The 14,093-nt window shown below is 39.0% G+C and carries 10 protein-coding genes; 8 read left to right on the top strand and 2 right to left on the bottom strand.

Annotation, left to right across the window (positions count from 1 at the left end):
- Positions 1 to 738: 738 nt before the first annotated feature.
- The 4 genes from BLT94_RS20900 (at position 739) to BLT94_RS20885 (ending at position 4,784) form a co-directional block, all read left to right on the top strand.
- Positions 739 to 2,058, top strand: a complete 1,320-nt coding sequence (locus tag BLT94_RS20900; protein ID WP_092238532.1) for a B12-binding domain-containing radical SAM protein — start codon at positions 739 to 741, stop codon at positions 2,056 to 2,058.
- Positions 2,059 to 2,064: 6 nt separating this feature from the next.
- Positions 2,065 to 3,075 carry an SPASM domain-containing protein gene (locus BLT94_RS20895; RefSeq protein WP_092238529.1) on the top strand — a complete coding sequence of 337 codons (1,011 nt, stop codon included), beginning with the start codon at positions 2,065 to 2,067 and terminating at the stop codon, positions 3,073 to 3,075.
- On the top strand, positions 3,072 to 4,370 hold the full coding sequence (locus tag BLT94_RS20890) for a radical SAM protein (protein WP_092238526.1): 1,299 nt from the start codon (positions 3,072 to 3,074) through the stop codon (positions 4,368 to 4,370). The genes BLT94_RS20895 and BLT94_RS20890 overlap by 4 nt, the downstream gene beginning before the upstream one ends.
- A gap of 66 nt (positions 4,371 to 4,436) precedes the next feature.
- On the top strand, positions 4,437 to 4,784 hold the full coding sequence (locus tag BLT94_RS20885; RefSeq protein ID WP_092238523.1) for a MazG-like family protein: 348 nt from the start codon (positions 4,437 to 4,439) through the stop codon (positions 4,782 to 4,784).
- A 142-nt stretch (positions 4,785 to 4,926) separates the two neighbouring features.
- Here BLT94_RS20885 and BLT94_RS20880 read toward each other — a convergent pair whose 3' ends face one another.
- A complete protein-coding gene (locus BLT94_RS20880; RefSeq protein WP_092238520.1) occupies positions 4,927 to 7,530 on the bottom strand; it encodes a sigma 54-interacting transcriptional regulator in 2,604 nt (867 codons plus the stop codon).
- Positions 7,531 to 8,014: 484 nt separating this feature from the next.
- Between BLT94_RS20880 and BLT94_RS20875 the strand changes: the two genes are divergently transcribed.
- The 4 genes from BLT94_RS20875 to BLT94_RS20860 are packed head-to-tail and all read left to right on the top strand — an operon-like array spanning position 8,015 to position 13,028.
- Complete coding sequence (locus tag BLT94_RS20875; RefSeq protein ID WP_092238517.1) at positions 8,015 to 8,695, top strand: hypothetical protein; 681 nt, start codon at positions 8,015 to 8,017, stop codon at positions 8,693 to 8,695.
- A complete protein-coding gene (locus tag BLT94_RS20870; RefSeq protein WP_092238513.1) occupies positions 8,688 to 10,730 on the top strand; it encodes a PQQ-binding-like beta-propeller repeat protein in 2,043 nt (680 codons plus the stop codon). Before BLT94_RS20875 ends, BLT94_RS20870 begins: the two co-directional genes overlap by 8 nt.
- Positions 10,731 to 10,732: 2 nt before the next feature.
- Entirely contained in the window at positions 10,733 to 11,809 is a 1,077-nt protein-coding gene (locus tag BLT94_RS20865) for a P-loop NTPase family protein (RefSeq protein WP_092238509.1), read from the top strand.
- The gene (locus tag BLT94_RS20860) at positions 11,802 to 13,028 is read left to right on the top strand and encodes a vWA domain-containing protein (RefSeq protein WP_092238506.1); all 1,227 of its coding nucleotides are present in this window, start codon (positions 11,802 to 11,804) and stop codon (positions 13,026 to 13,028) included. Before BLT94_RS20865 ends, BLT94_RS20860 begins: the two co-directional genes overlap by 8 nt.
- A 398-nt stretch (positions 13,029 to 13,426) precedes the next feature.
- On the opposite strand, the gene BLT94_RS22115 is transcribed toward BLT94_RS20860, so the two are convergent.
- Positions 13,427 to 14,093: hypothetical protein (locus BLT94_RS22115; protein ID WP_175530443.1), on the bottom strand; the 667-nt coding region annotated here is incomplete at its 5' end.

Genomic DNA, 14,093 nt, shown 5'->3' with positions numbered 1-14,093 from the left:
CTGACCAGCATGATTAAGCCAATAGGAGGTGATATTTAATTCAATATCCACACATCACTGATCGCAAAACAAAACTGGTTCTCCCGGCAATGCATACCTGCGTGCAAAAAACAGCATTTTTTGCTTCAGACAGCCTTGAGAATCTGGCGAATAAATTTCAAAGATCGATTTTTCGAAAAAAGGACCGGTCCCGCCTAACATCCGTCTGATCAAACGCCTTACCCTAAAAAGCTATTTTCTATATATGGTGACCGGGCTTGTCCAACAAACGGTTCAGATTGTGGTTCGCTGCGCTCACACAATCTAACCTTATTCGTTAGAATTCAGGTGCCGGAACTTCCTGACGGATGATGCCCAAACAGAGTTGGTCAATTTGTCATATTTTATTTGGATATTTATCGGTTTGTTGAAAATCAATCAAAATTATTGAAATTTAACATTAATTAATTTTGATTGACATCAATTTATTTTTTTGGGTAATTAAATAATAAATTTATTATATCTTAACCTATTGTATTAAAAGGGTTTTTTCTTTTTAGAAATTAATAAAAAATCTGGCACGATTAATGCTATTAAAATCACATATTTGGTTGATAACGATACATTAAAACTGAGGAGAAATTTAAGAATGGGTGCAAAAAAGTATCAGCACGGGGTTGAATTGACAATTATGTTGGATTCAAAATCTGTTAAACCGTCAAAGTTATACTAATTTTATTATAAGGTGGTAATGTTATCATGATTATAAAAGGAAACATAACTCTGTTAAGCCCTCCTTCCTTCTGCGTCGATGACGATAGATTGGAGCAGAGTCTGGGGATTGCCTATATTGCGTCCGTACTCATTGAAAATGGGTACGATGCTAATATTGTGGAACTGACAGGGAATCAAGGTAAGGACTTCAATGAAATTTCCGCTCTAATTCCCTGTTCGGATATTTATGGGATTGTATGTTATTCTACGACTTATCATAACGTTAAAAAGATTATTGAGAGCATCAAGAATAAAAATCCAAAAGCCTATATTTGTCTTGGTGGACCTCATCCCACGGCCATGCCCGAACAAACCTTGCGGGATATGGAGGTTGACTGTGTTGTTACCGGTGAAGGAGAAATGGCATTTTTAAGCATAGTGGATAATTTTTATAATAAAAGGAAAAAATTAAAAGGGGTGATTTCGATACCCGGACCGGACAATCTGGATAGTCTTCCGTTCCCAAACAGAGAACTGGTCGATCAGAGCAGTTTTTCAAGAACTTTTCAAGGAAAAAAAACAATGTCCCTGATAAGTGGTCGTGGTTGTAAATTTGATTGCTTGCACTGTAACAGTAATATCATGGGAGCCGGTAATAGAAAGGTTCGATTTAGAAGTGTTGAAAATATAATAGAGGAGATTCGGTATTTAAAAAATTTGGGACTGGGACATGAGGCCTTCCGGTTCAACGACGATAACTTCGCAGACCATCCCGACCTTGTCAGGTTGCTTAAATCAATGGCTAAGGAACATATATCTTATCGAATTTTTTCAAGGCTTGAGCATCTTTCCGATGACAACCTGAAGTTGTTTAAGGCTTCAGGATGCAATTTTATTTCCATTGGTCTTGAATCCTTGAACGAGAAGAATTTGAAGTATATTGGAAAAGGGAAAATGCTGAAGCACATTGATAATCTCACCATGGCAAAGAAATACGGCATTACGATCCGATCCTCTTTTATGGTCGGGTTGCCATATGATACCGATGCATCGGTTAAGAACGATTTTGAGAAGGCCTCCGAATTGGACTTCGATGAATATGCAATATACCCTCTTATCCCATATCCAGGAACGCGACTATGGAGAACGCCTGAACGTTACGGGTATGAGATATCCAATAAAAACTTCACTGACTATGTGCAAATGGGGGGGGGGGGAAATAAAAAAACGGACTTTGTTCTCAAGCACACGGATGAATCAGGATATACTTTTTTTCCTGACGATGTGAAAAGGTGGTACGACATGGCTCATCAAATACTCGACAAAAAGAAAAACCATATGAGTAGCAGTTCTATAGCGAGGTAAAAAAATATGAAAATAGAAAAATCAGAAGATTATATAACAAAAGGTTTTGATTCAATCGAGTCATATCATTTCCCTCCGATTGTCAATCTTAACGTATTAAGCGGTGAATGCATCTGTAATTGCGTACACTGTCCTGTCGGCAGGGTTCCCGCAAAAGACAGAAAAAAAAGATTCAGGTACTCGCAGCAGGATCTGGATTTATTTAAAAGAATCGTTGATGAAATTAAAGCTACCGGCAATACTGGTCTGCTCAGGATACATGCTGTCGGAGAACCGATTTTATGGAAGCATCTAATAGAGGCATCTGAATATGCCTGCACACAGAATGTTCGAACATGGCTGTTTACCTGCGGCATAACAAAGGATAAAAATTTTTTAAAGACTCTGTGTGAAAATATAAATATAATCGAAATTTCTGTAAACAGCATTGATTCAAAAGACTATAAAAAAACCAAAGGAACGGATGGTTTTAATTTAGTCGCTGAAAACATAGCGTTTATGCACTCATTTATTAAAAGATACAAACTGCCCGCCCGCTTGATTGTAAGCAGGGTGCAGTCTTATGATAAAAAGCTTGATGGGCGCTTTGTTGAATTCTGGAAATCTTCGGGAAATGTTCACGATGCCTTTGTCAGATCCTATCATTCTTACAATGATCAGATTAAGGGCTCCGAAAGGAGTGAAGCTGAAATTAAAAAAGACCCCTGCCTGGTACACTGGGCAAGATGCAACATTAACCTTGATGGCAATGTGGTCGTTTGCTTTAATGAGTTGTTCAGGAAGAAGATTGATCCGGATAATATACTCGGTAATCTGAGAGAGAATACCATAGCAGATATTTGGCAGGGTGAAAAATTGAGAGCTATCCGCAATGCTGAACTTTATGGTGATTATTCAGGAATCAAATCCGGCTTCAAACTTCCATGCGAAAATTGTGCTTATTGTCAACCGCTTCATGGCGGCAACAGGCAGACGAGTGAATACCAAATAAAAAAAATATCAGCAGGTGAATTATGATAAAATTATACAGGGAAAATCTTGAGTTCGGTGAATTTTCTAAGTTTGATACGACGATCGGAGAACTCGAATCCATTTCGGAAAAGGAGTTTAATATTTTAGAAAAAAGAGAACCTGAAATCAAAGTGTATGATCATGGTTTGTCGCCAAACCGCACCGGTTTTCCCAGGAGAATATATTTTCAGATCACAAGAAAGTGTAACTTGTCATGCGATTATTGTTTTATTAAAGCAAGTCCGGATCAGCATCATCTGGACAAAAATGTTATTTTTAAAATTGCCGATTATTGCGGTCAAAAAGGTTTGATGGAGGTCAGGCTGACTGGCGGAGAACCCACGCTGCATCCTGACTTTATTGAGATTTATGAAAGATTCAAGAAAAACAATATTTACGTTTCGGTTGCAACCAATGGGATATGGAGTCGGGAAATAAGAAATTTTCTGATCAACCAGGAAAATTTGTGGGTGATTGTTTCTGTTGATGGGTCCAAAGCGACCCATAATCGATACCGAAACGGTTCATATGACCGGATAGTAGAAAATTTAGAAAAGCTGAAGACAAAAAATCCTTGTGCCAGGATCAGAATAAACACGGTTTTGACAAAAAGTAATAAAGAAGATCTGGAAAATTTAGCTGCCTTGGCAAAAACTATTGGTGCGGAAAGCATTACACTTATACCGCTCCGGCCTCAAGTGAGAAATCCGGCGATAAAAAATGAAATGCTCACCTCGCGGGAGTTCAAGCATATTATTGAAAGGATGGTCGTTTACAAAAAACAATATGGGGTAAATTTTACAACAACAATGGAGACAGATTATAAAGACGATATCATGGCGGACAAGATATTTACGAAAAAATCCTCCTGTGCAGCGGGCCGAGAGGGAACCAACCTGGACTTTGATTATGCGAAAAAGAAACTGGTCGTTTATGCCTGCTCCTATTGTCCGGCATCAGATCCTGATGCAGATCAGTTGATCAGGGCACCGTTTATTGCCGGAGATTTCAATTTTGATGATGTGGAAAAATTCGGAGACATATGGAACAATGATGACAATTGGGCTCTGTTCAGAGATTTGAGCCTGAAATCGGAGGAATGCAGAACTTGTGATGAACTCGGCAGTAGGTGTACTGGTTCCTGTCCCATACAGAATCTGGATCTTGACGAACTGAATTTAAAAATAGACGTAAAAAATCAGTTAAAACAACAAATGAGGCAAAACGCTGAATGGTATTGTTTTAAAAAAATATTCACCCGTAGGGATGAATCCGGTGCTGACTGGTCGGTCCATGTATAGCTTTTAAGTTTAGTGTTCTACAAGCAGGAAGGCTGATATGCAGAATTATAGAAAGGAGAGGACAGTATGGCAGAGATGACATTTAACGAAGCGATTGATTTGTTCCGAGGTGTCTATCATCGATTTGAAAAAATTGAGGGTTATCCATGGAGAGGCGAAGGGGCGATGATTGAACTGATGAAACAAGTTGGCGAATTGGCGAAGTGTGTTATGGTTACAGAACAGTATTATTTTGCCGAACGTACTGATCAGCAGAAATATGCCACGACGGTCAAGAATATTGGTGATGAATTGGCTGATATCTTTGGTCAAGTCATTCGGATAGCTGACTATTACAAGATTGATCTGGTGGAGGCACATATTAAGGCACGCCGGGATGAAGACGCATATCTCACACGGCGTGGTATTTCTTAGAGGGGGTGATGTTGGCAGAGATTGTCGCTATTATATGAAGGTAATCATCATACAAGCGCCTTCTCTGCCTTTTATACTCCCTTGAAAACCCGAACGTAATATATCTGACGTCATTGGCTGTTTTAAAAGCTGTAATTCATTTTTACAGATTTTTTAAGACCGTTAAAAATTTTTTTTTTACCTGTGGAAATTTCCTGGCTTCAGAAAGACCTGTGCTTATTTTATTTTTCCATTCATTTTCTCTTAGGCCCTTCATCTTTTCCTTTTTCCATTTATCATTAAAAACATCGTCGTAACTACTTTCGTTCAGCTGTAAACCCTTAAAATGATCATTAATGTCATCGAAATAGTCCCAGGCAATGTTAATTGATGAAAAACAGTTTTTGAATTCTTTCAATTTGTTTGTGAAAGTCTTGTGAGCCATATTCTTTCCATGATTGCCTCCGGGTTTCAAATGTGCGCGTGTTGTTCCCATGGTGCAGTGATTAATGATAAACCAGGCCGATATCAATACAAGATCAATTGTCAATTCAGACAAGTCGGTATGTTTACAATTGACACCCTCGTCAATCCTTCCGACCCCGTTTTCATTCATCGCTCTTTCGATAAAAGATTTCTCAATATATACAACAATGGGATTGTTCTTTTTATGGCGTGTTTTTTCCAAAAGTCCGTATTCCATTTTGTGCAACGATGCGGCCTTATGGAGTAATCCATTCAGACACCTGAATGCGCCAAATCTCAAATCAGCTTCAAAAAGCAGATCCCATGCCTCCTTGTTAAGGATGACATTATTTTTACTGCACCACTCGGTTATAAAATGATAGATGACCTCATACCTTTCCTTGTTTGTCATGTCGTAGAGCTTGGTGATGGTTAGGCATCTATCTTTTAATCTGTTCTTCATATCTGGTGAAAGATTTTTCAAGTCATCAATCATTTCATTAGTTGTGAAAATGATCTTTGCTCTTACCGGCAAACTTTTTGGCGCCTTAATCGGCATATAGTCCCAGTCATCAATTAGATCTAACATTGTGATTGTTTGAGAATATGGCAGTTTTTCCAGCTGATTTAGAATCAGCGTGCTGTTCTCGATTGATAAAAGTCCGCTACTATCCGTTTCTGCGCCAGTATAGCCACCTTTTGTATGACCAAACAATTCCGAGGTAAATAGTTGCGAGTCTTTGTTTACCGTGGCCAGATCGTAAGCGTTAATTGTATCCGAAAGTTCTGCACCGATTGCCCGGGCTAACTGGGTTTTACCTCCCCCGCTTTCGCCTTGAATAACCAGGTAGGGCCTGCTGTCGTTTTTCATTAAATATATGTAGTAATCAATTATATTTGCAAATTTGTGATTTCCGGTGATGAAAACATATTTACTTCCTAAATTAGAAGTCACCCCGTATCTTCTGACGCCGATTGGCGGAAAAGCCGGCACCAGTTCGTTAGATTTAATTTCTATTTTGGACGTGGCTTCAATTGTCAATTCATGTCTGCCGGGAATGACTACATTGGGATTATATCCTTTCTTACTGTCGTTATCGCCTTCCAGAAGTGCTGTCATTGCGCTGCGAATAATTCCAAGCTTGTGGGGGGCATATGTGATTGTTTTTTTCTTCTCTTTTTTTTCAGCGACGCATTCCAGGCCCAGGGCACGGATTACCAGGGTATGGGGCTTTAATTTGAGTGCCAGTTGCTTTGTGCCCTCAAAACCGAGTTGATTAGACATCGGGCTGAGTTTTTTCCAGTTTCCCGAATTTTGTTTTCTCTTTTTTTCTTGTACGGTCCAAGGTTTTATACTTTTCATATTGGCGATTAAAACTGTCACTTTCTTATCCAACTTTTTGTGAATCTTGTCACCCCATCTCTCATACGGATATTCGGTATCACCCGTATACAAAATTCCAAATTGTTTTGTTTCAAGAAAAAAACATGATAATGCATTTCCTTCCAGGCCTTCCTCATCTTTTTCATTAACATTGGCTGCTGCTTCGTTGTGGTAGGCCGGAAAAGTCCGAATAATTAAATTATCATCACCGACGGTAGCATCAACAGTTGATTCATTCACCTCGACAGATTTTTTCACTTTCTCATAATTCACGATCCATGACTTCCCGGGAGTGGCAATGAATGGTTCTTTGCTAAGAATATCTAAGTCGGCAGGTACTAATAGGGAGGGGTGATTATTTCTGCCCCTTATTACTGCTTCAGAAGAAAATAAATATAATTTTTTAGGTTGTTTGCCTTCTGTGTTTGCGCCTTTGTTGCGACTGAACCAGTTTAATATGTTATGCAGATCAAATCGTGCCTGAGGATGGTAGTGAGAGCAAATAATAATATCGATATCTTGTATTTGTACTCCAACATCCTTTAATCCATTTATCGTTCCATCATCCGGGTCAAATAGAATATTGCAATGTCGGGTTTGGATATAAAAGCCTCCAGAAAAATTGATGGGCGCGTGAATATGAAATTGCTCCGTAAAGTCTCTTTCAAGAAAGCCGCAGAAAAGCATGCGGCAAATATGATTTTGTCCTTCTCTATCGGAAGACTTTTGAAAATTTTTGCTGTGTTTTTCTAGCTCTTTTCTGATTGTTGACGTCGATTCTACCAAAGCCATGAACTCTGTTTCTTTTTTTTCCAGTTCCTGTTTCTTCCGTTCTGTTTCAATAAGTTTTTTTTTCTTTTGCAGAAGTGTCTGAATGTTATTGTCAATTTCATTGGCTTCAGTTTCTTTCATCAACATATCCTTTCTAACTCATGTTTCATTCTTTGAGACTAATTATTTGTTCTTACTTCTAATATAGTGAGATGCTTTGGTCAACATTCTCATCAAGATTGATCTTTACAGGAACGATATCCAGCTCAATAATTGAAGAGATGGTACTTTGATTTTTTTTCTTTTCATATTGCTTCTTTTTGGAAGAAGCAAGTTTAACAATTTTCAGGCTTTAATCCACACACGCTTGCCGAAAGAACACATTATAACTATAAAATGACATTAACTGCATATAAAATGATTCATGTTCAATCATGTGAATCAATATCAATATCGGTATATATCCATATTGCTTGAAATGATAAATATTGTTCTAAAGCCCTGAAATAAAAAAGCATTCAATATAAATACAATGAATTATATCACATGGCATTGAATATGCAATATTAGGACACGATGGAAACAGTAAACAAAACATGAAAAATTACAAATGAACAGGAAAGGAGGCATTATGAAAGACCTAGTACTGCAATCACCAGCGAAATTGTATTTTGCTGACAAAGCTTTGGGCAAAATGCTATTTGAAACGCAGAATCTCCATGACTCCCTTAAAAAGGTATACCTCGAAAAAAAGGAACAAAAGATAAAGGCATGGGTTGCTTTTAATGATAGCATTCAACCACTTCAAATAGCGTTGAACCGAGTCCAAATTAAAAACAATACACCCAAACCTGCACCAGCCGATCTCAAGATTAATTTTGGAGATGATTCCAACGAAGTAAGACTTCTTAGTGCTAAACGCCTTCACCGTGACATTGTAAAGCGCCTTTCTTACAAAGGCAGTTTTAAGAACAATAAACTTATGGACAAGGCTTCGACTGCGTTCAAAGAACATGATATTGCCTCGCTTTTTGAGGTATGGCAAAGAATACAGGATTTACCTGTTGAAAATGATGTTTCTCAAAAAAAAACTTTCAGTGAAGTTGTTGTTGAAAAACATCGATTGCTCTGCTATTTCCAGCTCTCGATTGATATCTTGGAAAAAAAAATTTTAAAGCTGGAAAAAGATCCAATCCTTTCTGCATATATTAAAGGAAATGATTTTTTTGAGAATACCATAAGACTGGCCAAAGAAAAGATACAGTTGAAAATTAATCGCTTAAATGAACAAGGAGATGCTGACGATGAATAAAATAAGCCAAGAATTGGTTCCAACAGGAGATTTTGATTGTTCCTTAATTGATGTCAATCCAATGGAATCAAATATATTTTGTGCTTCTCCACGGGGAATCCCGACAAATTTTCCCATAACTATTATTGTTGACGGCAGTGATATCTCCTTGCTTACCATAGAAAAAATCCGGTCTGTTGACGGTAGGGAGACGCTCGAAATTCCTGAAAACAAGAAAACGGTTATCCTTCAAAGCGGGTTGCAGGCAATTGAACTTCCCTTGACGGAAGCGTCTTCTCTTTCACCCGGTGACTATATCATTGAAATTCAGATGACCGAAAAGGATCTTTTTCAAAGAAAAACCCAAAAAAAAATAAACGTTAGTGTGTCAGATTATGAAATCATTTGTTTTGGCATCGATTTTTATATTGGAGAATCTGATCGTTTCGTGATAGCTACTTCACCGGCGGCAGCACAAATATATTGCAAACATAACAATAAACACCTTGTCACCATTGGCTTTCCTGATATCGTTATGTCGGCCTGTATATGTAACAACAATTTATTTGTGCTTGCACAAACCGGTTTTCTGTACATTTACTCGCTTCAAAATTTTGAGATGTCAACAGTTCGATTGAGCGATCAACGGCAAAAAACAGGATTCCTTTTCCCAGGATCTGGGGATAATATATTGTGCTGGAAGTCTGAGCGTGAAGAAATCCATACGTTTCATTACACTTTTCAAAATGAATTGACGCTTATTTCAACGGAAAAATCTGGGAAAAGTAATGAAGAAAAAGAAGTTGTTTTGAAAGCAGGCGATCTGCGTTTGAAATTTAAAGCGGAAGTGCCGTATTATATTGTTGAAGATTCAAATGGAGATCAAAAAAAAGTTGAAATCAATGGAATTGTACCATCTTTGGTGCTAATTCCATCTATTGCAAATGATCAGGACAAAAAATTTGTATGGATGCAGAAGGGTGTTTATCTCAATACATATGAATTGGACGGAGAAGACTCTTTGAAGAAAGTCGATAGCATTGAAGCGCTTCACACCCAGGCCATGCGATTTGCTGACGACAATCTTTTTTTAGTTAGTTCTGCATTTTTGGGCTTTGATAAAATAGATCCATTTAAGTCCTCTCCCATGATTTTCTGGCTTTCAGATAAACATGAGGCCATAGATACTGATATCCTTTGCTCTGCTGTCAATATCAAGGATCAACTCTATGCAGTTGGAGACAATATGGGTATTTTGAACATATGGAAACCCGGAAAAGGTTTTTTGCAGATACAGGCCCACAAGGCTTCCAGCTGCATTAATTTTAATCGTAATGAAATCTATGATTCCAGTTTTGTTTCATCTCTTGCTTTGACAAAAGATAAGCGCTTGATAAGCGGCGGGGTAGACCAAGTGTTGAAATGTCATCAGATATGCTTTGATAAAAAGGAGTTAACCGGATATTTGCTCTGGGAAAAAGACCTTGATGGGGGCGCACAATCAATTTTAATGACTGAAGATCAGATGCTGGTCTCAACCAGCAACGAACTGATGTGGATGGATCCTGAGGACGGCGAAATTATTTTCAAGTGGAGTTCTTCCGGTGCCATCCTTGACACTATTATTCCTATGGAAAAGGGCAGATTTGTTCTTGCCGACTGGGATGGAAATATTCATATATTTGCAAATCATACACACGAGCGTTCCAGTAAAATCTGCGAGTCGAGCATTTTTGGATTGATAAAGATATCTGAAAAAAATGTTTTTGTAATAAATGAGGCAAAAGAGCTGTTGTTAATTGATCTTGGAGATGAAATTACAGTTATTGGGCAATGTTATTATAATTTGCCCTGGTGTGATCGTAATGCTAGGGATGTCTGTCAAAATAGTGATGTTCCCTCTATTATTGTTAGCGAATGGGTCAATAATATTAGTTCCCCCGCACCAGTATTTTCTTATCCATACAAGTCGTTTGTCCTGCAGGATAAGAAAATATACTGGTCTGATTTTTTCAAAGAGATAAGTTCACTGACCCCCATCGTAAAAGAGGCTTGATAATGAAACGTATAAATAAAAAATCCAACGCGGCTAATGGGAGAGTAAAATGGGGTACTGCGAAGACCGGTGATATTCAGGATATTATATCGTATGCAAAAAAAGCAGACATACCAATACAATTATGCGGCAAAAGAGGTATTGGGAAAAGCGAAATTTTGATTGAATTCGCCAAATCCTTGGGACTGGATTACCGGGTTTTTGATCTGTCTATTATGGATCCTACAGACCTCGTGGGTATGCCGATAGTCGAAAATGGTCGGACAACTTTTGCTCCCCCAGCCGATCTTCCTGTCAGTGGAGAAGGAATTATCATTTTAGAGGAATTAAACCGATGTGATTTTCGGCTGCAGACAGCGTGCTTACAATTATTGACTGCTCGACGGCTCAACGGGTATTTTTTACCAAAGGGTTGGCTTGTGTGTTCTGCCATCAATCCTACATCAAACGACGAATATTCTATTAAGGATATGGGGCCTGCATTGGAGAGCCGATGGATAAATATCAATGTCGTTCCAGATGAAGATGATTGGTGTGCTTATGCAGAAAAAAAGGGATATCATTCAGACATAATTACATATGTCAGGAATTCTCGACCCTTTGATGATAGCGATGCCAACCCAAGGGCCTGGACAAATGCAAGTAAGATTTTGTTCTCATGGGAAATGGACGGGGAAAGAGAACGAAATCCTGAGCTGTTAAAGGCGCTTCTCTCCGGAGTTCTGACAAACAAATGGGCGGAACCTTTTCTGGGCTTCTATTACACTTCCGGAAACACTCTTTCTCCCCTGGAGATTATCAATGATTATCCCAGATACCAAGATCGAGTCAAAGAGTGGATCAAAAATTCACAAATGGATAAAATAAAATGTGTGTTGTGGGAATTGTATAGATATCTCAATGGCTTGGATACAGATCAACATATGGATGATGATGGAATTCTACTGGACCAGGAAAAAGAAGAAAACATGGCACTTTTTTTCTCCGACCTTCCCATTGATTTCCTTGAAAATAATTTTGATTGGCTGAAAAATTTGGGTATCGAAGAATTCTTATTAACAGGAGAAACAAATGAATGATCGTCGTGATCTTCATGCGGAAAAAGCTGGGGCTGAGGCAAAGCTTCATTTGGCTGAAAGACAGTTATTATGCCTCTGCCCTTTTCACGCACGTTTGATTAACAAATGGAAGAAAGTATCCTCCAGAGACATTGACACAATAGGCGTAAGCATGGTTGGGCAGGCACTACGCCTCTGCTATAATCCCGAATTTATCTGTGGATTAAAAACGACCTCATCTCTGGTGCAAGTCCTTATGCATGAAATTTACCATGTTATTTTTGGACACTTGTTTTTGGATAGGACTCAATTTGAAAATCCATATGCTTTGCTAATTGCTTGTGAGATCTCGGCAAATGAATTTCTGGATCAGGAAGCGCTTCCTGGAAAACCTATTCTTGTGCAAGACTTTGACTTGCCGGACAACGAGTCAACACTGATTCGATACCGCCGGCTGCGACTGGACAGCAGATGCAAAAATGATCTATCCCCACTGGATAGTCATGAAGGCTGGGCAAATGAGGATGGTGGTATGTCCGACAAACAGAAAAAAATTTTAACGGATCAGATTTCCCATACTCTTGATTCGCTGTCATTGGACGAGATACGAATAATCCCCGACCATGTGTATGAATGTATAAAAAAAATAGTGGATAAAATCGGTTTCTCAAGTGCAAATCAGCAACAGGAAAAGCTTTCAAATAAGGCCCATGCCAATCTGCCCTGGGAAATTATTCTTCACCGGTTCATGTCTCAGGAGCGCCGGTACAGCTTTTCATGGCCGTCCCGCCGCTGTCCGGATATGATCGGAATAATTCCGGGAACTCGTTTGTCAAGTAAAGGTCCCGGCATAATGGTCGCCATCGACACTTCGGGCAGCATGAGTATGGATGTTATGGATCAAATTCTCGCCGAAGTGAACATTCTTGCCTGTTTGGCCCACAGGGTTGTTTTTGTCGAATGCGATTGTGATGTTACTAGGGTTCATCCATGTTTCAAGGCAGGTGATCTTGAGACCATTGCAGGTAGGGGAGGGACGGATCTGCGACCGCCCTTTGAGTTGTTGGATCAATATCGGGTTGATCTGGTGGTTTATTTTACGGATGGAGAGGGACCGGCACCGGAGTCCATTCCGAGTCCCCCTGTAATATGGTGCTTGACTGACTATTCTAGTAAATCACCCGCACCATGGGGGCAGGCAATCAGACTCTTTGACGAGGATGCGTATTCTTTTGTATGAAAGAACTTTTAATCTGTTGGAATCAGGTCTCTCTTATGTTTTGTTGTACCCGTCAGGATATGAGGGTTAGTAGGAATCCTTAAAAAGGAAAGGGCGATAATATAGTAGCAAGGCGTTGTCCTTTAAAAAGAAAATTTTCTGCCTGGTTCAATAATATTTAACATAGAGTAACACTTTTAAAAGTGTAAGATATTGCAAAAACTTTATTGTTAATGTATTTGAGTTTTTGTTCCCTGATAAAGTGTTACCCTGTTTTGAACCAGGCCAAATTTTCTTTGCTGTTGATGTTTTTTTGTCGGACGGGATTTAACCCTACAATTATACTTACTGAGTGTGCCATGCTATATGGTGTTATATGGACACAGATCAAGCAATCTATTGTATACAAACTTTATAAATTACGTTGTAGACGTTAACCATATCTTATCTGTTTTTTCAAGAATGTGAAGTTTTAAAAAAGGGATTTCAGCGGATCTGGTCCCGGGCAGGGCTTTTGCTCCTGAGATTTTCAAGCTGATACCTGGGGGGGTATGAAGTTTTAAGAAAAGCGTTTGTCCTGCAAGTCTGCCCGGGATTTTTTTCATCCAGCTCACATCAATTGAGAACTCGTTACCTGTTTTTTCAATCCGTGACAGGGTGTGGTGAAGATACTGAGTAAAGCACTCTTGTGTATCCCTGGCAAGTAATATACCTTTTTTTTTACTGTTTATTTTGATGTATTGTATCCAGTTTTTTATCACCCCTGGATTTTTTCCAGGATCGGAATGGAGAATGTTTGCCCAGTGAAGCGCCATGACAGGCCGGTCAAATTTAAAATCAGGGGTGGCGTTGACGGTGTTCCATGCAATCTCAGACTCCCCTCGTTCCACAAGAAGAACATTGTTTTCCCAGGTTATTTTTTCGTGTCTGGGTTTTGAATGGATTTTTGCCCGGTTAAAGACAAGGGTCACATACTGAATGCCAAATTCATTCAAAATTTTCTGGAATCCGTTCTCCTGGTTGCCGAAACTGTGCTTCAGGGCCGGGGGGATAAATGTCCTGGGAGTGAAATCAAAGTGATACTGG

Origin of the sequence: Desulfobacula phenolica, from assembly GCF_900105645.1 — a bacterium.
Classification (GTDB): domain Bacteria; phylum Desulfobacterota; class Desulfobacteria; order Desulfobacterales; family Desulfobacteraceae; genus Desulfobacula; species Desulfobacula toluolica.
Note: the sequence above shows the minus strand (reverse complement) of the source record. Positions and strands in the feature narration are given on the sequence as shown.

Excerpts from the sequence above, each read along its gene's own strand:
- BLT94_RS20900 (WP_092238532.1), top strand. The coding sequence starts at position 739 with ATGATTATAAAAGGAAACATAACTCTGTTAAGCCCTCCTTCCTTCTGC.
- BLT94_RS20895 (WP_092238529.1), top strand. The coding sequence starts at position 2,065 with ATGAAAATAGAAAAATCAGAAGATTATATAACAAAAGGTTTTGATTCA.
- BLT94_RS20890 (WP_092238526.1), top strand. The coding sequence starts at position 3,072 with ATGATAAAATTATACAGGGAAAATCTTGAGTTCGGTGAATTTTCTAAG.
- BLT94_RS20885 (WP_092238523.1), top strand. The coding sequence starts at position 4,437 with ATGGCAGAGATGACATTTAACGAAGCGATTGATTTGTTCCGAGGTGTC.
- BLT94_RS20880 (WP_092238520.1), bottom strand. The coding sequence starts at position 7,530 with ATGTTGATGAAAGAAACTGAAGCCAATGAAATTGACAATAACATTCAG.
- BLT94_RS20875 (WP_092238517.1), top strand. The coding sequence starts at position 8,015 with ATGAAAGACCTAGTACTGCAATCACCAGCGAAATTGTATTTTGCTGAC.
- BLT94_RS20870 (WP_092238513.1), top strand. The coding sequence starts at position 8,688 with ATGAATAAAATAAGCCAAGAATTGGTTCCAACAGGAGATTTTGATTGT.
- BLT94_RS20865 (WP_092238509.1), top strand. The coding sequence starts at position 10,733 with ATGAAACGTATAAATAAAAAATCCAACGCGGCTAATGGGAGAGTAAAA.
- BLT94_RS20860 (WP_092238506.1), top strand. The coding sequence starts at position 11,802 with ATGAATGATCGTCGTGATCTTCATGCGGAAAAAGCTGGGGCTGAGGCA.